13 protein-coding genes are annotated in these 20,925 nt (G+C 71.8%); 4 read left to right on the forward strand and 9 right to left on the reverse strand.

Going from position 1 to position 20,925, the window contains the following annotated elements; translation table 11 throughout:
- The first annotated feature begins 64 nt into the window (after positions 1 to 64).
- On the forward strand, positions 65 to 307 hold the full coding sequence (locus tag KUM49_RS26670) for a mycoredoxin (RefSeq protein ID WP_115906059.1): 243 nt from the start codon (positions 65 to 67) through the stop codon (positions 305 to 307).
- On the opposite strand, the gene KUM49_RS26675 is transcribed toward KUM49_RS26670, so the two are convergent.
- From KUM49_RS26675 to KUM49_RS26700, 6 genes are all read right to left on the reverse strand, one after another.
- Entirely contained in the window at positions 280 to 966 is a 687-nt protein-coding gene (locus tag KUM49_RS26675; protein ID WP_308406754.1) for a class I SAM-dependent methyltransferase, read from the reverse strand. The two genes, KUM49_RS26670 and KUM49_RS26675, sit on opposite strands and share 28 nt — an antisense overlap.
- A gap of 10 nt (positions 967 to 976) precedes the next feature.
- A complete protein-coding gene (nudC, locus tag KUM49_RS26680) occupies positions 977 to 1,921 on the reverse strand; it encodes an NAD(+) diphosphatase (protein ID WP_217239484.1) in 945 nt (314 codons plus the stop codon).
- 154 nt (positions 1,922 to 2,075) lie between these two features.
- Positions 2,076 to 3,488 carry a dipeptidase gene (locus KUM49_RS26685; protein ID WP_217239485.1) on the reverse strand — a complete coding sequence of 471 codons (1,413 nt, stop codon included), beginning with the start codon at positions 3,486 to 3,488 and terminating at the stop codon, positions 2,076 to 2,078.
- Between the two features lie 10 nt (positions 3,489 to 3,498).
- Positions 3,499 to 7,056, reverse strand: coding sequence for an ATP-dependent DNA helicase (locus KUM49_RS26690; protein ID WP_217239486.1), 3,558 nt, complete (start codon positions 7,054 to 7,056; stop codon positions 3,499 to 3,501).
- Positions 7,057 to 7,175: 119 nt separating this feature from the next.
- Positions 7,176 to 10,598, reverse strand: coding sequence for an ATP-dependent DNA helicase (locus KUM49_RS26695; protein WP_217239487.1), 3,423 nt, complete (start codon positions 10,596 to 10,598; stop codon positions 7,176 to 7,178).
- A gap of 341 nt (positions 10,599 to 10,939) precedes the next feature.
- Positions 10,940 to 11,326, reverse strand: a complete 387-nt coding sequence (locus tag KUM49_RS26700; protein ID WP_217239488.1) for an MGMT family protein — start codon at positions 11,324 to 11,326, stop codon at positions 10,940 to 10,942.
- Positions 11,327 to 11,512: 186 nt separating this feature from the next.
- On the opposite strand from KUM49_RS26700, the gene KUM49_RS26705 reads away from it, so the two are divergent.
- The 3 genes from KUM49_RS26705 to KUM49_RS26715 all read left to right on the forward strand — a co-directional run bounded on the left by KUM49_RS26705 (position 11,513) and on the right by KUM49_RS26715 (position 17,611).
- A complete protein-coding gene (locus KUM49_RS26705; protein WP_217239489.1) occupies positions 11,513 to 14,278 on the forward strand; it encodes a lysylphosphatidylglycerol synthase transmembrane domain-containing protein in 2,766 nt (921 codons plus the stop codon).
- Positions 14,279 to 14,366: 88 nt separating this feature from the next.
- Complete coding sequence (locus tag KUM49_RS26710; protein ID WP_217239490.1) at positions 14,367 to 15,911, forward strand: alpha/beta hydrolase; 1,545 nt, start codon at positions 14,367 to 14,369, stop codon at positions 15,909 to 15,911.
- Between the two features lie 149 nt (positions 15,912 to 16,060).
- Positions 16,061 to 17,611 carry an alpha/beta hydrolase gene (locus KUM49_RS26715; RefSeq protein WP_217239491.1) on the forward strand — a complete coding sequence of 517 codons (1,551 nt, stop codon included), beginning with the start codon at positions 16,061 to 16,063 and terminating at the stop codon, positions 17,609 to 17,611.
- A 65-nt stretch (positions 17,612 to 17,676) separates the two neighbouring features.
- Here the strand turns inward: KUM49_RS26715 and moeZ are convergent, their stop codons facing one another.
- The 3 genes from moeZ to KUM49_RS26730 form a co-directional block, all read right to left on the reverse strand.
- Positions 17,677 to 18,855: an adenylyltransferase/sulfurtransferase MoeZ gene (gene moeZ, locus KUM49_RS26720; RefSeq protein ID WP_217239492.1), complete on the reverse strand. Its 1,179-nt coding sequence runs from the start codon at positions 18,853 to 18,855 to the stop codon at positions 17,677 to 17,679.
- Between the two features lie 63 nt (positions 18,856 to 18,918).
- Positions 18,919 to 19,668, reverse strand: a complete 750-nt coding sequence (locus KUM49_RS26725; protein WP_217239493.1) for a spherulation-specific family 4 protein — start codon at positions 19,666 to 19,668, stop codon at positions 18,919 to 18,921.
- Positions 19,656 to 20,615 carry an NAD(P)-dependent oxidoreductase gene (locus tag KUM49_RS26730; RefSeq protein WP_217239494.1) on the reverse strand — a complete coding sequence of 320 codons (960 nt, stop codon included), beginning with the start codon at positions 20,613 to 20,615 and terminating at the stop codon, positions 19,656 to 19,658. The genes KUM49_RS26725 and KUM49_RS26730 overlap by 13 nt, the downstream gene beginning before the upstream one ends.
- Between the last annotated feature and the right edge of the window lie 310 nt (positions 20,616 to 20,925).

The raw sequence follows: 20,925 nt of genomic DNA on the forward strand, positions 1-20,925 counted from the left end.
CCTTCCACGTACGTTTCCCACTGCGAGCGCACATTCTCCGACCCGCCGAAGGAGCACGAGAGACATGCCGGGCACTGTGACGATGTACAGCACCACGTGGTGCGGCTACTGCCGTCGGCTGAAGAGCCAGATGGACCGCGAGGGCATCGCGTACAACGAGATCAACATCGAGCAGGACCCGGATTCCGCCGCGTTCGTCGAGAAGGCGAATGGCGGAAACCAGACGGTGCCGACCGTGCTCTTCCCGGACGGGTCGACGCTCACGAACCCTTCGCTGGCTCAGGTCAAGCAGAAGATCGGCGCGTAACGGCCGCACTGACGTGGTGGTCGGCAGGCGGTCCCTGACGTGGTTTCAGGGGCCGCCATCTTGTGGTTTGTCCCACACCAGCGTGTAGGCCACAGCAGCCTGCGCCGGAAGCGCGATCCGGGCAGCACGCGGTGCGCGGCCTGCCGGACCTCGCTCCAGGACATCACCGAGTCCTCCATGGGCATGCCTGCCGGGCCGCCCTCGCCCCGGCGGAACCGGTGGACCAGGTTCAGTGACACGCCCAGGGAGCCGATCATCCAGTCGAGCGGTGCCCGGTCGCGCGTCAGACCTACGATCACCAGCCGCCCGCCCGGGGCAAGGAGCCGTACCAGTCGTCGCACCGCGTGCTCGATCTTTGCGTGGTGGACGACGGCGACCGCGCTCAGGAAGCCGTAGCTCTCCTCGGGCAGGCGCGGTTCGTCCAGGTAGTCCCCTTCGAGGAACGTCACGTGGCCGGACTCCCGGGCACTCTCGCGCGCGTGCCGGATCATCTCCGGCGAGCGGTCCACGCCGGTGACGGATTGCGCCTTGGCCGCGAGCTTGCGCGCGAGTAGTCCGTCGCCGCAGCCGACGTCGAGGGCCGCGCCGCAGCCGTCCGGCACGGCGGCGAGCACGACCGGGTGGTAGTGGACGTTGTGGTTCCAGTACGGGTCCGGCACGTCCCGCGTCTCAGACGAAACTCCTCGTCGGCAGCGGCTTGCCGTACCAGAGCTCGATCAGGCGGGCCGCGATCGAGATGCCGTACGGCGGAAGCACCTCGCCGGAATCGAAGGCGGCGCGCAGTTCGTCGCGGGAGAACCAGCGGGCCTCGTGGATCTCGTCGCCGTCGACGTTGATGTCGGTCGAGGTGGCGCGGGCCATGAAGCCCAGCATGAGGCTGGACGGGAAGGGCCAGGGCTGGCTGGCGACGTACTCGACCTGGCCGATGCTGATGCCGGCCTCTTCGAAGACCTCGCGGCGCACCGACGCCTCGATGGACTCGCCGGGTTCGACGAAGCCGGCGAGCGTCGAGAAGCGGCCTTCGGGCCAGTGGACCTGACGGCCCAGCAGGATGCGGTCGTCCTCGTCCGTGACGGCCATGATCACGGCGGGGTCGGTGCGCGGGTAGTGCTCGGCGCCGCAGGCCTGGCAGCGGCGGATGTGACCGGCCGCCGCGATGATCGTGCGCTCGCCGCAGCGGGAGCAGAAGCGGTGTGTGCGCTGCCAGTTCTCCAGGCCGACCGCGTGCACCATCAGCCCGGCCTCGCGGGGCGACAGGAGCAGACCCGCCTCGCGCAGCCCCGCGGCGCGCGCGGACTGGTCGATGCGGCCGGGGAGCGCGTCCTTCTGGAGGGCGAAGTAGCGCACGCCGTCCTCGTCGATACCGAGGAAATAGCGGTGTGCCTCGGTGAGGGGTGCTTCGAAGGACGGGGTCATGACGAGTTCGGTACGCCCGTCGGCCGTCTCGTCGATGAGAACCTGACCGCCGGAGACCACGAAGCAGCGGGTGGTGGGGTGGCTCCACGCCGCCGCGAGCCAGGCTTCGTCGAGCCGGTGGTGGGCGGCCCGGTCGATGCCGCTCGGGGCGGTGAGCGAGACGGGGCGGTCGGCGGTCTGGTCGGTCCAGGTGGTCACGAGTGCTTCCAACTCCCCCGGTGGAAAGGGTGTTTCGTGGGCGGTTCAGCGGGACGTACGGCGGGAGGCGACCGGGTCCGGCAGGGCGTGGCGGTACGGGACGGTTGTTCCAGTGTGCCCCGCGTGCCGCGCCGATCCGGGCGGCGCGGGACGGTCAGGGCGCATGGCGCCAGTGCTCCGCGAGGTCGCTCCACAGATACGCGGTGGTCTCGACGCCCTTGAGGAGGAGGTCCAGCTCGACCTTCTCGTTCGGGGCGTGCCAGCCGTCGGACGGGACGGAGATGCCAAGGAAGAGCACCGGTGCGCCGAGGACTTCCTGGAGGTCGGCGGCCGGTCCCGAACCGCCTTCCCTGGTGAAGCGGACGGACTTGTCGAAGGCGCGGCCCATGGCGCGGACGACGGACTGCAGGGCCGGGTGGTCCAGGGGCGTGAGGCACGGGCGTGTGGCACCGGTGAAGGTGATCTCCTGCCGGATCCCCGCGGGAACCTGCTCGGCGGCCCACTCGCGGACGGCCTTCTCGATGTGGTCGGGGTCCTGGCCCGCGACCAGCCGGAAGGAGAGCTTCACCATGGCGGAGGCGGGGACGATCGTCTTGCTGCCGGGGCCTTGGTAGCCGCCGCCGATGCCGTTGACCTCGGCGGTGGGACGGGCCCAGATGCGCTCCAGCGTCGTGTGCCCGGCCTCGCCGTGGGTGGCGTACGACTTGGCCGTGCGCAGCCACCTCGGCTCGTCGAAGGGCAGCTCGGCGAAGAGTGCGCGCTCACGGTCGGTGAGTTCGACGATGCCGTCGTAGAAACCGGGGACCGTCACGCGCGCGTGCTCGTCGTGCAGGGCGGCGACGAGGCGGGCGGCGGCCGTGGCCGGGTTGGGGACGGCGCCGCCGAAGGAGCCGGAGTGGATGTCCTGGTCGGGGCCGTACAGCCGGATCTCGCACTCGGCGAGGCCGCGCATGCCGGTGCACACGGTGGGGGTGTCCTCGGACCACATGCCGGTGTCGGAGACGATCACCGCGTCGGCGGCGAGCCTTTGCGCGTGCTCCTGGACCAGCGCCCGGAAGTGCGGGGAGCCGGACTCCTCCTCGCCTTCGATCAGCAGCTTGAGGTGCACGGCCGGGGCGGTGCGGCCGGTCGTGGCGAGGTGGGCGCGGACGCCGAGTGTGTGGAAGAACACCTGGCCCTTGTCGTCGGCCGCCCCGCGCGCGTAGAGGCGGTTGTCACGGACGACGGGCTCGAAAGGCTCGCTGTCCCAGCCGTCCTCGCGGGCGGCGGGCTGTACGTCGTGATGGCCGTAGACGAGAACCGTGGGCGCCTCGGGGTCGTCGCAGGGCCACTCGGCGAAGACGGCGGGCGCACCCGGGGTCTCCCAGACCTCGGTGGCCGGGAAGCCGGTTTCCCGGAGCTTGGCGGCGAGCCAGTCGGCGCTGCGGCGTACATCGCTCGCGCGGTCGGGCTGGGCCGACACGGACGGGATGCGCAGCCACTCGGCGAGGTCGTCGAGGAAGGCGGCACGGTGCTGCTCGATGTACGTACGGACGGCGCTGACGGCACTGTCAACGGGCTGGCTCATGGTCACGAGCCTATCCGCCCGCACCGACATCCTCGTCGTGCGGTTCCTCACCTCCCGGCTCCTCGAGGAGCAGCCGCTCCAGCGCGGCCCGGCCCGGCAGGTCGTCCGGTCGTACGACCTCGCCGCTGCGTACGTAGAGGAAGGTCGCCGTGACCGACTCCAGTGGTACGCCCTGCTGCTCGGCCCAGGCGAGCCGGTAGACGGCGAGCTGGAGCGGGTCCGCGGTGCGGATGCGGCTGGTCTTCCAGTCGACGATCTCGTACGTCGCAGCCGGACCGTCGCCTTCCTTGTAGACGGCGTCGATACGGCCCCGGACCACGCGGCCGGCGATCGCGAGCTGGAAGGGGGTCTCGACGCGGTGGGGCGTGCGCTGGGCGTAGTCGGTGCGCTCGAAGGCTTCCTTGAGGGCTTCCAGGTCGCGTTCGTCGGCGATCTCGGCCTCGCTGCCGGGTAGTTCCTCCGGCTCCAGCATGGGCAGCGTCAGTGCCTCGAAGCGGGACTCGACCCAGGCGTGGAAGCGGGTGCCACGGCGCGCTGCGGGCTGGGGCGGGCGAGGCATGGGGCGGGCCAGTTCCTGTGCGAGGCCGTCCGGGTCGGCGGCCAGGCGCATCAGCTGGGAGGCGGTCAGTGACGCGGGCAGGGGGACGTCGGTGACGCTCGCGCGGGCGCGCAGGAGTTCACCGCTGAGGGCGTCCAGGTCACGGTCCCAGGAGGCGATGGTGCGGGCCTCCTCCAGGGTGAGAGGGGCAGGCCCGGGCTGCGTGGGGTGGGGGCGGGCGGGTTCCGTACGGGGGTGCTCGGTGGCGTCCGGTCGCACGGCCTGGTGCGGGACGGTCGGGCGGTCCGCGCTCCAGGAGTCCCAGTCGGCCGAGTCCTCCGCGACGAAGGGGTCGTCCTTGTAGGGGTCCCCTTCACGGGGGTGCCCTTCATAGGGGCCCCCCTCGTGGAAGTCCCCCTCGTAGAGGTCATCCGCGACAACCGTGTCGTCGTCCGGCGGCACGGGCCAGTCCGGGTCGTCGTAGGTGTCCGGGTCGTGGGTGGCCGCGGGGTGGCCGTCCTCGTGGGAGGCGAGGTGTTCCAGGTGGGACAGGACCGTCTCGGCGGCCGCTCGGCGCCGGGCCATGGACGTCTCGTCCAGAGGCAGGGGCCACACCTGGTCGGCGGTCTCCCGGTGCAGGGCCGGGTTCTGCTCGTCCTCGGCGGGCTCGTCCGCCCACGCCTCGATCTCGCCGTGTCCGGCCGCGCAGTGGTCGTACAGGGCCTGCAGGAAGTCGGACGGACCGCGGGGCTTCTTCTGGGTGGGGCCCCACCAGTGGCCGGAGCCGAGGAGGAGGGAGCGGGGTCGGGTGAAGGTGACGTAGCCGAGGCGGAGTTCCTCGGTGTGCTGGTGCTCCTTCATGTCCTCATGGAAGGCCTTCAGGCCGCGGGAGTCCCAGGAGGTGACGTCGGGGAGGGTGTCGGTGTCGCCACGCAGTTCGTGCGGCAGCACCTTGCCCTGGGCGGTCCACTTCTCGCGGCCCTGGGTGCTGGGGAAGGTGCCGGTGACCAGTCCGGGGACGGCCACCACGTCCCATTCCAGTCCCTTGGACTTGTGCGCGGTGAGCACCTTGACGGTGTTCTCGCCGCCGGGAAGGGCGTTGTCGAGGCCCTTCTCGTACTGGGCGGCGGTGCGCAGGAAGGCGAGGAAGGCGAGCAGGCTGGCCTCGTTGTCGCCGGCGGCGAAGGAGGCGGCGACGTCCAGGAAGTTGGACAGGGTCTCTCGGCGGCGGGCGGCCAGGGCGTGCGGGGACGCGGACAGTTCCACCTCCAGGCCGGTGACGGCGAGGACGCGGTGCAGGACGTCCATCAGCGGGTCGGACAGGGAGCGGCGCAGGTCGCGCAGTTCGGTGGCCAGGCGCGCGAACCGCACGCGCGCGTCCGGCGAGAAGGGCAGCCCGTCGTCGTCCCCGCCACCGTCGAGCGGCGTCTCCAGGAACGTGTCGAGGGCGTCCGCGAGCGATATCACCTCGGACGGGTCGACCCCCTCGACCGCCTCCGCGAGCCGGCGGTCGGGGTCGTCGTCGCTGTCCACGCGCGCGTGGGACACGAGCAGCCGGGCGCGCCGCCCCAGGAGGGCGAGGTCGCGCGGGCCGATGCGCCAGCGCGGGCCGGTCAGCAGACGCACCAGAGAGGCGTTGGCGCCGGGGTCCTGAAGGACCTCGCAGACGGCGACCAGGTCGGCGATCTCGGGCAGATGGAGCAGGCCGGAGAGGCCGACGACCTCGACGGGGACGTCCCGGGCGACGAGCGCGCCCTGGATCTCGGCGAAGTCGGTGGCCGTACGGCACAGGACGGCGATCTCGCCGGGCGCCTTGCCCGTGTTCACCAGGTGAGCGATGGAGTCGGCGAGCCAGTCGATCTCCTCGCCGTGGGTCGGCAGGAGGGCGCAGCGGACCATGCCGTCGCGTTCGGCGCCGGGGGCCGGGCGCAGGGCCTCCACGCCCGCGTGCATGGCGCGCAGGGGCTCGGCGAGGTCGTTGGCGAGGTCGAGGAGGCGGCCGCCGCTGCGGCGGTTCTCGCTGAGCGACTGGCGGGTGGCGAGGCGGCCGTCGGCGTCGGCGAAGTGCTCGGGGAAGTCGTCGAGGTTGGCGACGGAGGCGCCGCGCCAGCCGTAGATCGCCTGGCAGGGGTCGCCGACCGCGGTGACCGGGTGGCCCGTGCCGGCGCCGAACAGGCCCGCCAGGAGGATGCGCTGGGCCACGGAGGTGTCCTGGTACTCGTCCAGGAGCACCACGCGGAACTCGTCGCGCAGGACGCGGCCCACCTCGGGGACCTGGGCGAGCTGGGCTGACAGGGCGATCTGGTCGCCGAAGTCCAGCAGGTCGCGTTCGCGCTTGGCGGCGCGGTAGCGGACGACGAGGTCGGCGAGTTCGCGGCGGGCGGCGGCCGTCTCGGGCACCTTGCGCAAGGCCTCGTTGGTGAGCTTGGCGCCCTGGAGAACACGCAGCAGACCGGCGTCGTACGCGCGCAGGTCCTCGGGTCGTACGAGGTGTTCGGCGAGCTCGGCGTCGAGCGCGAGGAGGTCGCTGACCAGGTCGGCGAAGGAACGGGTCAGCGCCGGGTAGGGGCCACGGGCCTCGCGCAGCACCCGCGCGGCCAGTTGGAAGCGGGTGGCGTCGGCGAGCAGCCGGGAGGTGGGTTCGAGGCCGATCCGCAAGCCGTGGTCGGTCAGCAGACGGCCCGCGAAGGCGTGGTACGTGGAGATCACCGGCTCGCCCGGGGGGTTGTCCGGGTCGATGACGTCGGGGTCGGTGACGCCGGCCTTGATCAGGGCCTTGCGGACACGTTCGGCGAGTTCACCGGCGGCCTTGTTCGTGAAGGTGAGGCCGAGCACCTGTTCGGGGGCGACCTGGCCGGTGCCGACCAGCCACACCACGCGGGCCGCCATCACCGTCGTCTTGCCCGATCCGGCTCCGGCCACGATCACCTGCGGCGCGGGCGGCGCGGTGATGCAGGCCGTCTGCTCCGGGGTGAAGGGGATACCGAGGAGCTCCTTGAGCTGATCGGGATCGGTGATACGGGCGGGCATGTCGGAGAGGCTAGCGGCGGCCACTGACAGCGGAGACCACATCGCCCTCGGGGCCGGGAGAAGAGCAGGTCAGCACGTGTGGTGCGGTCGATCACACGGAGTGAGGAGGGTCACGTCCGTCACTCGATCACGTGCCGACCCTCGGGTTGCGCGCTGCACGACGCCCGGAACGCGCAGTGCGTGCAGTGCTGGCCCGCACTCGGCGTGAACCGCTCGTCGAGGACCTTGCCGGCGGCCGTGGCGAGCAGATCGCCGACCCACTCCCCTTCCAGCGGCTCCTGGGCCTGCACCTTGGGCAGGGTCTCGCCGCCGTCCCGCTTGGGCGCGCCCTGGCGCAACTGGACGAGTTCGGCGCCGCCCGGCTCGGGGCGCACTCCGTCGAAGGCCTCGTCGACAGCGCCCTCGCGGACGGCGAGCTGGTAGACGGCGAGCTGAGGGTGGCGCTCCACCTCGGCCGCGGTGGGCGCTTGTTTGCCGGTCTTGAAGTCGACGACGTAGGCGCGGCCCTCGCCGTCGGTCTCCACTCGGTCCATCTGGCCGCGGATGCGCACCTCGACCTCACCCGCGTCCAGGGTGACGTCGAAGTCGTGCTCGCTGGCTACCGGCGTACGCCCGGTGCGGTCCATGACGTGCCACCTCAGGAAGCGTTCGAGCGCCACGCGCGCGTTGTCCTTCTCCTGCGCCGACTTCCACGGCGCGTCGAAGGCGAGCGCGTTCCACACGGAGTCCAGCCGCTCCATGAGGACGGCGAGGTCGGCCGGAGTGTGCCCGGAGGCGACCTCGTCGGCGAGGACGTGCACCACGTTGCCGAAGCCCTGGGCGACCGTCGCGGGCGCGTCGGCCTTCACCTCGCGGCCCAGGAACCACTGCAGGGCGCAGGTGTTGGCGAGCTGGTCGAGGGCGCTGCCGGAGAGCACGACGGGCTTCTCGCGGTCGCGCAGCGGCATCTTGCTCTCGGTCGGCTCGAACATGCCCCACCAGCGGTAAGGATGGGCGGACGGCACCAGCGGGCGGCCGTCCTCGTCGGCGAGTGCGGCGAGCCGGGCGAGGCGCCGGGCGGCGGCCTCCCTGAGGGTGTCCGAGACGCGCGGATCGACGGTGGTGGCGCGGAGTTCGGCGACGAGCGCGGCGACCGACAGGGGGCGGCGGGGGCGGCCCGTGACGTCCCGCGGTTCGACGCCGAGTTCGGTCAGGAAGCGGGAGGGCTGGTCGCCGTCGTCCGCGGGCGCCTTCACCGCGGTGACGACCAGGCGTTCACGCGCGCGCGTGGCGGCCACGTAGAACAGGCGGCGTTCCTCGGCGAGCAGCGCTCCCGGGGTGAGCGGTTCGGCGAGGCCGTCGCGGCCGATGCGGTCGGCCTCCAGAAGGGAACCACGGCGGCGCAGGTCCGGCCACAGCCCTTCCTGGACGCCCGCGACGACGACGAGCCGCCACTCCAGCCCCTTGGAACGGTGTGCGGTCATCAGGCGGACGGCGTCGGGGCGTACGGCACGCCGGGTGAGCGTGTCGGCGGCGATGTCCTCCGCGTCGATCTCCTCCAGGAAGTTCAGGGTGCCCCGGCCGCCGGTGCGCTCCTCGGCGCGGGCCGCGGTCGCGAACAGCGCGCACACGGCGTCCAGGTCGCGGTCCGCGTTGCGACCGGCCGCGCCGCCGCGTCGGGCGGCCCGCTCCAGGCGCGTGGGCCACGGCGTGCCTTCCCAGAGGTCCCACAGCGCCTCCTCGGCCGTGCCGCCGCCCGCGAGACGCTCACGGGCCTTCCTGAGCAGCGCGCCGAGCCGCTGGGCACCACGCGCGTACGTGGGGTCGTGCACGGCCAGGCGCTCCGGCTCGGCCAGCGCCCGCGCGAGCAGCTCGTCCGAGGGCGGCGGCAGGGTGTTGCCCGCGGCCCGCTCCTCGTCGCGCAGGGCACGGCCGAGGCGGCGCAGGTCGGCGGCGTCCATGCTCGCGAGGGGGGAGGCGAGGAGGGTGAGGGCGGTTTCGGTGTCGAGCCAGCAGGTGTCCGGCTCCCGTCCATCAGAGGGACCCCCCTCTTCCGGGGGTTCCGTTGTCTCCGCTTCTTCGGGATCCTCGGTGGGCTGCGCTCCTTCGGGCCGCTCTTCGGCCTGCTCCGCAGCCACCGCTGCTTCGGCCTGCTCAACAGCCTCCGCAGCCTCCGCCGCTGCCACCGCCCGCAGCGCCGTCAGCAGCGGTGCCACCGCGGGCTCGTGCCGCAGCGGGAGGTCGTCGCCGTCGATGTCCAGGGGGACGCCGGCCGCGGTGAGCGCGCGGCGGACCGTCGGGATGGTGCGGGATCCGGCACGCACCAGGACGGCCATCTCGCCCCAGGGAACGCCGTCCTCCAAGTGCGCCCTGCGGAGGATGTCGGCGATGTTGTCCAGCTCTGTGCCGGGCGTCGGGTACGTGTACACCTCGACGCGGCCCCCGTCCCGGACCGGGGCGAGCTCGCGGTGGGCGCGCACCTTGTCGGCCGGAAGGCGGGTCAGTGGCATGCGCTGGGTCAGCAGCCGGGTCGCGGCCAGCAGGCCCGCGCCGGAGCGGCGGGAGGTGCGCAGGACCTCCACGGGCGCGGGGTGGCCGTCCGCGCGCGGGAAGGTCCGGGGGAAGTCCAGGATGCCGTTCACGTCCGCGCCGCGGAACGCGTAGATCGACTGGTCGGGGTCGCCGAAGGCGACGAGGGTGCGGCCGCCGCCGGCGAGCGCGTGCAGCAGCCGTACCTGCGCCGGGTCGGTGTCCTGGTACTCGTCCACGAAGACGGCGTCGTACTGGGCGGCGAGTCGCCGGGCGACCTCGGGGCGGCGGGCGAGGAGGACCGCGCGGTGGACCAGTTCCGCGTAGTCGAGCACGCCCTGCAGATCGAGCACGTCGAGGTACTCGGCGAGGAAGGCGGCCGCCGCGCGCCAGTCGGGGCGGCCGATACGGCGGGCGAAGGCGTCCAGGGCGTCGGGGCCGAGACCCAGTTCGCGGCTGCGGGCGAGGACCGCGCGGACCTCGTCGGCGAAGCCGCGGGTGGTCAGACAGGCACGAAGCTCGTCCGGCCAGCGCACGTGCGCGAGGCCGAGCCGTTCCAGGTCGGGCTGGCCCGCGAGCAGTTCACGGACGGCGACGTCCTGCTCGGGGCCGGACAGCAGCCTGAGGGGTTCCACGAACAGGTCGGTGTCCTGGTGGGCGCGGACCAGGGCGTAGCAGAACGAGTGGAAGGTGGTCGCCTGGGGGGCGCGGGCCGCCCCTATGCGCAGCGCCATGCGGTCGCGCAGTTCGACGGCCGCCTTGCGGCTGAACGTCAGCACCAGCACGCGCGCGGGTTCACCGCCCCGGGCGATCCTCGCCGCCACCGACTCGACGAGCGTGGTGGTCTTTCCGGTGCCCGGACCTGCGAGAACGAGTAGCGGGCCGGTCGGGTGGTCAACCACGGCGCGCTGTGCGGCGTCCAGACGAGGGGGATCCGTGCGGACCGGCGGGGTACGCACCAGTCGGTAAGCGCCACGGTTCCCCAGTCGCCCCTGCGGGTGCGACAGGCGCTTGGTGGAGGAGAAGGAGCTCACGTGGTTCGCCGGTCCTGGTGGGTGTGCCATCTGTCGCTGCGGGCGCGAAGCGCCGTCGTTCGGGGGTGGTGGTCGGGTGACGGGTGGGACGACCTCCGCGCGGGGAGAACGGTGATCCCGGGATGAGAGGGACGCGCGCAGCCGACGCTACGCCCAGGGAAGACGCGGAAGCAGGGCTTCCTCTTCTTCCCTCAGGACACTCGCGACACGTACGTCCCTCGCCCCACGAACGTACGCCATGCCACGGACATGCCCTGTTTCCCCCGGCATGTCACGGACGCGCCTCATTTCGCCCGTACGGACCTCAGGCAGCCCCTGAGGGCGTCCGATGGCGGAAGCTGTCAGGTGTGACCCTCCGCGCGTTCGCCGCCGTCCCACCGCGCCCGTCTCATGTCGAGCCGCGGCAGGTGCCCCTCGGCGGCTCTGCTCGCCTCCTTCAGGGGCGTGCCCTCCGCGCGGTAATGGCCGAGCGCCCTCAGTTCGTGGGCCGGGAGCAGGACGCCGTCCGCGCGGACGACCCGCCACCACGGAACGGCTCCTCCGTAGAGGGCCATGACGCGTCCTACCTGCCGGGGCCCGCCCTCCTCCAGCCACTCCGCCACGTCCCCGTACGTCATGACGCGACCGGGCGGAATGCGTTCGGCCACGTCGAGGACCCGCTCGGCGTACTCCGGCAGCGCGTCCGCATGCTCCGCGCGGGCGTCGTCCGGAAGGCTCTCCTCGCTCATCCGATCCATCCTGCCCCACCCCACCGACAATGCGACGCGCTCGCGACGGCGGGCGTCCCTCGCCCTGAGACAGCGCTTCCGGCAGACTGTGCGCCCCCGCATGTGCACCCTGACGCCGCTGTGTGTCGGTGGGGCATGCCACCATCGTGCGGGCGGTGACAGGTGATACGAGACCAAGAAGAGACGATGAAAGAGCAGGGTGTGCCTCCCGAGGACGCGGAAAGCACCCCTGCCGCATCGTCGCGCCCGGCGACCGCCGACGAGCACGGGACGACAGACGAGAAGGGCGAGGTGAGCGCCGACAAGGAGGCACCCGCGACCCGGTCCGGACCTGACGCCGACAACCCCGACGACGTGCACGCCGACGAGGTCGAAGGTGACGAACCGCTGCTCCCCGCGCGCGTGCACCGGCCCTCCGACCTCATGCGGCTCATGGTCGGCGTGCTGGCCGTGGTCGTCCTCCTCGCGATCGCCGCGTTCGCCCACGGCACCACCTCGGGTCTCGAACAGGACATCAGCAAGGGCACCGGTCAGGCACCGGACCTGCTGATCAAGATCGCGGGGCTGGCGTCCAGCATCGCGATCCTCCTGGTGCCGGTCGCGTTCGCGATCGAGCGGCTGATCAAACGCGACGGGCTGCGCATCGCCGACGGCGTCCTGGCGGCCGTCCTCGCGCACGGGGTGACCCTCGCCACCGACCTGTGGGTCGCCAAGGCCGCCCCCGACTCCATCCAGGACGCGCTCACCCAGCCCTCCCCCGGCGACATCCACGCCCTCACCGATCCCGTACACGGCTATCTGGCGCCCGTCATCGCCTATATGACGGCCGTCGGCATGTCGCGCAGGCCGCGCTGGCGGGCGGTGTTGTGGATCGTGCTGATGCTCGACGCGTTCTCGATGCTCGTCACCGGCTACACAACACCCTTCTCGATCATCCTGACGGTGCTCATCGGCTGGACCGTCGCCTACGGCACGCTCTACGCGGTCGGCTCGCCCAACGTCCGCCCCACCGGACGGACACTGATGGCGGGCCTCAGGCACGTCGGCTTCCACCCGGTGAGCGCGGCCCGCGAGGAGGTGCCGGACACTCCGGAGACCGGAGACCGCGGCCGGCGCTACTTCGTCGCCCTGGAGGACGGTCCACCGCTGGACGTCACGGTGGTCGACCGGGAGCAACAGGCCCAGGGCTTCTTCTACCGCGCCTGGCGCAACCTCACGCTGCGCGGCTTCGCCACCCGCAGCAGCCTCCAGTCACTGCGGCAGGCTCTGGAGCAGGAGGCACTGCTCGCGTACGCCGCCATCGCGGCCGGCGCCAACGCGCCCAAGCTGATCGCGACCTCCGAACTGGGCCCCGACGCGGTGATGCTCGTCTACGAGCACACCGGCGGACGCACCCTCGACTCCCTCTCCGACGAGGAGATCACCGACGAGTTGCTGCGCGACACCTGGCACCAGGTGCGGGCGCTCCAGTCCCGGCGCATCGCGCATCGCAGGCTCGTGGGCGACGCGATTCTGGTGGATCGTTCCGGCACGGTGATCCTCACCGACCTGCGCGTCGGCGAGATCGCGGCCGGCGACCTGCTGCTGCGCATGGACATCTCCCAGCTGCTGGTCACGCTCGGCCTCAGGGTGGGCGCCGAGCGCGCGGTGACCGCGGCGGTCGGTGCGCTCGGCCCCGATGCCGTGGCCGACTGTCTGCCAATGCTGCAGCCCATCGCCCTGAGTCGCTCCACGCGCGCGACGCTGCGCAGACTCGCGCGGGAGCGGGCCGAGCGCGAGCGGGAGGCGGTCCTGGAGGCGTCCCGGCAGGACAAGCAGGCCCGCCTGGAGGAGGCGCCGCACGAGGCCGGGCCCGTACTCGAAAAGCTCGACAAGAAGGCTGTGAAGGCGGAGGCCAGGGCCGAGAAGCGGGCCATCGACGATGCCCTCGACGAAGCGCGCGAGGAGGACCTGCTCACGCAGATCCGCCACGAGGTGCTGCTGATCCGGCCCCAGGCCCCGGTGGAGCCGGCCCGCCTCGAGCGGGTGCGGCCGCGCACATTGCTGAGCGTCATCGCCGGCGCGATCGGTGCGTACTTCCTGCTGACGCAGCTCACGCACATCGAGTTCGGCCCGCTCATCGAGAACGCGGAGTGGGGTTGGGTCGCCGCCGCCGTGGCCTTCTCCGCGCTGAGCTACGTGGCGGCGGCGATGGCCCTGCTGGGCTTCGTGCCCGAGCGGGTGCCGTTCGTGCGGACCGTGGCGGCCCAGGTCGCCGGATCGTTCGTGAAGATCGTCGCTCCGGCCGCCGTGGGCGGCGTCGCCCTCAACACGCGTTTCCTGCAACGCGCCGGCGTACGTCCCGGGCTCGCGGTGGCGAGCGTCGGAGCGTCGCAGCTGTTCGGGCTCGGCTGCCACATCCTGATGCTGCTGTCCTTCGGCTATCTGACCGGTACCGAGAAGACGCCGTCGCTGTCGCCGTCCCGGACGGTCATCGCGGGTCTGCTGACGGTGGCGGTGCTCGTGCTCGTGGTGACCTCGGTGCCGTTCCTGCGGAAGTTCGTCGTCACGCGCGTGCGGTCGCTGTTCGCGGGCGTGGTGCCGCGCATGCTCGACGTACTCCAGCGGCCGCAGAAGCTGGTGACCGGGATCGGCGGCATGCTGCTCCTGACGGCCTGCTTCGTGATGTGCCTGGACGCGTCGATCCGGGCGTTCGGCACCGAGGGGACCTCGATCAGCATCGCCAGCGTCGCCGTCGTCTTCCTCGCCGGCAACGCGCTGGGCTCCGCCGCCCCCACTCCCGGTGGTGTGGGCGCGGTGGAGGCGACCCTGACGGTCGGTCTGATCGCCGTCGGCCTTCCCAAGGAGGTCGCCGCTCCGGCGGTGCTGCTGTTCCGCCTGCTGACACTGTGGCTGCCGGTGCTGCCGGGCTGGCTCGTCTTCAACCACCTCACGCGCAAGGGCGCGCTGTAGTCCACCCTCCGGTACGGCGGCCTCGGCGGCGTACCTCGTACGGCCCGCGCCCCGCGCGCCCCCTCCGGCGCGCCCGCACGATGGGATCATGCCGAACCCTTGCCGGCTGCGCGCCGCTGCCCTGACCGCCGCAGCTCTTGTGCTGTCCACCGTGCTGGCGGGCTGCGGCGACGACTCCCAGGACGAGGACGTGTCGGCCCAGAAGCTGAGTTGGAAGGACTGTCCGGCACCGTCCGCGGCGGAGGGCGGCGGTGACGCTCCGTCACCCCTTGCGGACGGCGACGAGTGGCAGTGCGCCACCATGCAGGCGCCCCTGGACTGGGACGAGCCCAAGGGCGACACGATCAAGCTGGCGCTCATCCGGGCGAAGGCGAGCGGCGCCGAGAGCGCGCGCATCGGCTCGCTGGTCTTCAACTTCGGCGGCCCGGGCGGCTCCGGCGTCACCACGCTGCCCGCCTTCGGTGAGGAGTACGCGCAACTGCGCACCCGCTACGACCTGGTCAGCTTCGACCCGCGCGGGGTCGGCCGCAGCGCCCCCGTGGAGTGCGAGACCGACCTCCAGCTCGACGTCCTCTTCCAGCAGGACGCGACCCCCGACGACACGGCCGAGCGCGCCACGTTCCTGGACAACACCAGGGAGTTCAACGAGGCCTGCGAGACGAACTCCGAGAAGGTGCTGCCGCATGTCCGCACCACCGACGCCGCCCGCGACCTGGACCTGATGCGCCACGTACTCGGCGACGACAAGCTGCACTACTTCGGCATCTCGTACGGCACCGAACTCGGCGGTGTGTACGCCCACCTGTTCCCGAAGAACGTCGGCCGTGCGGTCTTCGACGCGGTCGTGGACCCGACGCAGAACGCCGAACAGGGCTCGCTCGGACAGGCCAGGGGATTCCAGCTCGCCCTCGACAACTACGCCGCGGACTGCACCTCCCAGACCGAGGACTGCCCGGTCGGCGACACCGCTCAGGACGTCAAGGACCGCATCGCCAAGCTGCTCAAGGATCTCGACAGCAAGCCGATTCCCGGCATCTTCCCGCGCGAGCTGACCCAGACCGCCGCGACCAGCGGCATCGCGCAGGCGCTGTACTCACGGGAATTCTGGGAGTACCTCACGGAGGGCCTCGCGCAGGCGTACGACGGGAACGGGCAGATCCTGATGGCACTGTCCGACTCGATGAACGGCCGCAACCAGGACGGCGAGTACAGCAACATCACCGCCGCCAACACCGCCATCAACTGCGCCGACGACAAGGCGCGGTACACCGCCGACCACGTGGAGCGGAAGCTGCCCGAGTTCCGGGCCGCCTCCGCCCTGTTCGGCGACTTCCTGGCCTGGGGCATGGTCGGCTGCACCGACTGGGCCGTGCCGGGCGCCGCCGACCATCCCGACGTGAGCGCGCCCGGCTCCGCGCCGATCCTCGTCGTGGGCAACACCGGCGATCCGGCCACACCGTACGAAGGCGCGAAGAAGATGGTGGACGCGCTCGGCCCGGGGGTCGGAGCCGAGCTGACATACAAGGGGCAGGGGCACGGGGCGTACGACAGCAAGAACAAGTGCGTGCGGGACGCCGTGAACGGCTATCTGCTGGACGGGAAGGTTCCCGCGGCCGGAACCGTCTGCTCCTGACCTGCTCCTGACACTGCACCCGAATCCCGAGAGAACTCGCAGGTCAGAACGTTATCCACAGGCCGCGGCGGCTGTGCTGCGATCCGCCTACTATGGCCGAACAGCCATCCGCAGCACGGGGCGGTGGGCCTGCGAGGGGGGAACCTGCAATGACGCGTTTCGTACGGTGGACGGCGGTGGGGACCGCCGCCGCACTCCTGGTGGCGGGCTGCAGCAGCGGCTCGTCCAGTGACGACAAGGGCGGTAGGAAGACCGGGCGGGCGCAGCCGTCGGCGCAATCGTCCGGTACGTCCGGCGCCGGTCCGACCTCGGCCTTGACCTCCCAGAAGCTCGACTGGGGGCGCTGCAAGGCCACCGCGGACTCCTCCGCGCCGGGCACCGACTGGCAGTGCGCGACGCTCAAGGCGCCGCTGGACTGGTCGAAGCCGGACGGCGAGACGATCCGCCTCGCACTCATCCGCACCAAGGCCCGGGGGGACAACCGCATCGGCTCCCTCCTGTTCAACTTCGGCGGTCCCGGCGGCTCCGGTGTGTCCACGATGCCGGCGTATGCCGCCACCGTCTCCTCGCTTCGCGAGCGGTACGACCTGGTCAGCTGGGACCCGCGCGGGGTCGGCGCCAGCGAGGGCGTCCGCTGCCGCGACGACAAGGAGATCCAGGCCGCCGAGTCGGTGGACATCTCACCGGACACCACCGCCGAGGAACGTGCCTACTTCCAGGACGCCGCCGACTTCGGCAAGGGCTGCGCGAAGGACGCCGGGGAGATGCTGGCGCACGTCTCCACCACCGACACCGCCCGCGACATGGACCTGATGCGCCAGGTCCTGGGCGACAAGAAGACGCACTACTTCGGCATCTCGTACGGCACCGAACTCGGCGGTGTGTACGCCCATCTGTTCCCGAAGAACGTGGGCCGGCTGGTCCTGGACGCGGTCGTCGACCCGAGCGCCGACACCGTGGGCCACGCACAGAACCAGGCCCGGGGCTTCCAGCGCGCGCTGGACGGCTACCTGAAGTCCACCGGCCAGGACCCGAAGCAGGGCAGCCAGAAGATCGCGGACCTGCTCAAGGAGATCGACGCGAAACCGCTGTCGACATCGTCCGGGCGGGAGCTTACGCAGACGCTCGCCGTCACCGGCATCATCCTGCCGCTGTACAGCCAGGACAGCTGGCCGACGCTGACCAGCGCCCTGGAGGCGGCGGAGCAGGGAGACGGATCGGAGCTCCTGGCGCTCGCCGACGGCTACAACGAGCGCGACCCGTCGGGCCGCTACGGCACCACGACCCATTCGCAACGGGTCATATCGTGCTTGGACGACAAGCAGCGGCCGACGGCCGCGGAGACCAAGAAGCTGCTGCCGCAGTTCGAGAGGATCTCGCCGGTCTTCGGGGCGTTCCTGGGCTGGGACACGGCCGGCTGGTGCCACGACTGGCCGGTGGCCGGCCAGCACGAGACGCCGGAGGTGAGCGCGCCCGGTGCGGCGCCGATCCTGGTGGTCGGCAACACCGGCGACCCCGCCACACCGTACGAGGGCGCCCGCAAGATGGCGGACGAGCTGGGCAAGGACGTCGGTGTGGTGCTCACCTGGAAGGGCGAGGGACACGGTGCGTACGGCAGCGGGAGCGACTGTGTGGACTCCGCGGTGAACGCGTACCTGCTGGCCGGGACGGTGCCGAGGGACGGCAGGATCTGCTCATGACGACGGCGGGGGCCCCGGGCACCGTCGGTGCTCGAGGCCCCCGCCGCTCAGGCCGGGATACCGGGTCAGTAGATCGGCTTGCTCGGCTCGATCTGGTTGACCCAGCCGATCACGCCGCCACCGACGTGCACGGCGTCGGAGAAGCCCGCCGACTTCAGGACCGCGAGGACTTCCGCACTGCGGACACCCGTCTTGCAGTGCAGGACGATCTTCTTGTCCTGCGGGAGGGCCTCCAGGGCGGTGCCCATGAGGAACTCGTTCTTCGGGATCAGCTTGGCGCCCGGGATCGAGACGATCTCGTACTCGTTGATCTCACGGACGTCGATGATCTCGATGTTCTCGCCGTCGTCGATCCACTCCTTGAGCTGCTTCGGAGTGATCGTCGAGCCGGCGGCCGCCTCCTGGGCCTCCTCGGAGACGACGCCGCAGAAGGCCTCGTAGTCGATGAGCTCGGTGACGGTCGGGTTCTCGCCGCAGACCGCGCAGTTCGGGTCCTTGCGGACCTTGACCTGGCGGTACTGCATCTCCAGGGCGTCGTAGATCATCAGGCGGCCGAGGAGCGGCTCGCCGATGCCCGCGAGGAGCTTGATGGCCTCGTTGACCTGGATGGAGCCGATGGACGCGCACAGCACGCCCAGGACACCGCCCTCGGCGCAGGAGGGGACCATGCCCGGCGGCGGGGGCTCCGGGTAGAGGCAGCGGTAGCAGGGACCGTGCTCGGACCAGAAGACGGAGGCCTGGCCGTCGAAGCGGTAGATCGAACCCCACACGTACGGCTTGTTGAGCAGCACGCACGCGTCGTTGACCAGGTAGCGGGTCGCGAAGTTGTCCGTGCCGTCGACGATCAGGTCGTACTGGCTGAAGATGTCCATCACGTTCTCGGCCTCGAGCCGCTCCTCGTGAAGGACCACGTTCACGTACGGGTTGATGCCGAGGACGGAGTCGCGCGCGGACGCTGCCTTGGAGCGGCCGATGTCGGCCTGGCTGTGGATGATCTGGCGCTGCAGATTCGACTCGTCGACCTCGTCGAACTCCACGATGCCGAGCGTGCCCACGCCCGCGGCGGCCAGGTACATCAGCGCCGGCGAACCCAGGCCGCCGGCGCCCACACAGAGCACCTTGGCGTTCTTCAGCCGCTTCTGCCCGTCCATCCCGACGTCGGGGATGATCAGGTGGCGGGAGTACCTGCGGACCTCGTCTACGGTGAGCTCGGCAGCGGGCTCGACCAGGGGTGGCAGCGACACGGGGACTCCGTTGGTCGGTCAATCATTACGGTTGCTCTCCCCGTAACAGTGCCATGTCCTTTTTCATTCCGAGACACCCGTTCCGATCCGCGAGACGAATTCGTCCCAGTAGCCGGGCATGGTCTCCCAGGGGTCGGTGCGGCCGCCGCGGTCCGTGCGGTCGGTGAAGTAGATCGTCGACGCGCCCTGCCAGCGGGCGATGCGCAACGCCTCCTCCAGGTGTGGGCGCGGCACTCCGTGGACCAAGTGGCAGAAGCGCTCGGGCGGGTAGTCGGCGGTCCACTCCGCGACCTGCGACCAGCGGTAGTCGCTCCAGGGGCCGGCGAACGTGACGAGTTGGTCCGCGTTCTCGGCGTAACCGGGGTACGGGTGGATGCCGTGGCCGAGGACGATATGGGCGTCGTCACGCAGCGCGCGGAGCGTGGAGACCGTGCGGCGGATCTCGGGGAGCGCGGCGCGGTCGGTCGGGCAGCGGTCCAGGAGGAACCCGTCGGCCTGGTACCAGTCCAGGTAGCGGTGCGCCTCGGAGATCACCTCGCCGAAGGCGCGGGCGCCGTACGTGGTGTCGAGGCAGCCGAGGACACGGACACCCGCGTTGCGCAGCCGGCCGGCCGCCTCCAGGCAGTGCGGGTCGGGGCGGCTGCCGGGGCCGTCCGAGACGTTGAGGACGACCCAGTGCAGGGGGGTGCCGGGGCGGGTGAGTTCGGCCCACTCGGCCGGGGCGACGAGGGGGTGGGCGAAACCGGGGATGCCTACGCCGGTACGGAGGCCGGTGCTCGCCGTGCCCGGCTTGGCGCGGGTCAGATGCGGCATGCCGCCTCCATCCAGATGTCCGCGAGGGACTCTTCGAGACCGATCCGGGGGCGCCAGCCGAGCCGGTCGCGTGCGGTGCGCACATCGGCCTGCTGCCAGCTGCCGCAGCCGTCGGGGTACGGGTACGCGACCGGGGCCGCGTGGTCCGACTCCATGCGGGGGTGGCCGATGGTCGCCCTCAACGGGCCCGGCGGCCCGTCGAGTTCGTGGAGGGCGCCGCCGTACCCCGCCACGCGGGCGAGGACCGCGGCGGCGTCGCGCAGACGGACGGCGCGGCCTGAGCCGATGTTGATGACGCCCTGCGCGGCGGAGAGCGAGGCCGCGTGTACGGCACGAGCCACGTCTCGGACGTCGACGAAGTCGCGCTGGGCGCCGAGGCCGCCGAGTTTGAGCTCGCCGTCGCCGGACTGCATGGCCCGGCGCATGGCCTCGGCGAGGCGGCCGAGCGGGGAGCCGGCGGGGGTGCCGGGGCCTGCCGGTGAGAAGACGCGCAGGACCACCGCGTCCAGGCCGGAGCCGAGGACGAGTTCGGTGGCGGCGAGTTTGCTGACGCCGTACGGGCCTCCGGGGCGGGGGACGGCGTCCTCCGCGGTGGAGGAGCCGGGCTGGCTGGGGCCGTACTCGGCGCCGCAGCCGATCTGCACGAGCCGGGCGCCGCAGCCGCTGCGGCGCAGGGCCTCGCAGACGGTGGCCACGGCGACGGTGTTGTGGCGGGTGAGCTCGCGGGCGCCTCCTCGGGTGGCGCCCGCGCAGTTGACGACGACGCCGGGGTGGACCGCGTCGAGGAAGCGGGTGAGCGCGCCGGGGCTGCCGGACGCGAGGTCGAAACGGACGTCGGCGTCGTCGCCGCGACCGAGGGCGGTGAGCTGGACGGCCGGGTCCGCGAGCAGGCGGTCGGCGACGAAGCGGCCGAGGTAGCCGTTGGCTCCGATCAGCAGGACTCTCATCGGGCGGCTCCCGGGGCCGAGGCGTCGGGTCGGGAGGTGATCATTTGGTGGTCTCCTTCTTGGAGGTCATGCGGGGTGCCTCCGGCGGTAGGGCGGGATGCCTGCGGCGGCCTGTGCGAGTGGTGGGGGTGCGCGTTCGCCTACGGCGGATGCGTGGGGCGGGGCCGCGCCGGGGGGTGTCCGTCCTCGGTATGGCGCGGAACCGGTCTCCTACCGGGGCGAACGTGTGGACGCGCCGTCCGCTGCGGGCGGACACCCCCCGGCAGGTCCCCTTGCCGTTGTACGCGGGTGCCGCGCCGCCGGGGCGGGG

This window comes from Streptomyces sp. AC555_RSS877, from assembly GCF_019049245.1.
Lineage (GTDB): Bacteria > Actinomycetota > Actinomycetes > Streptomycetales > Streptomycetaceae > Streptomyces.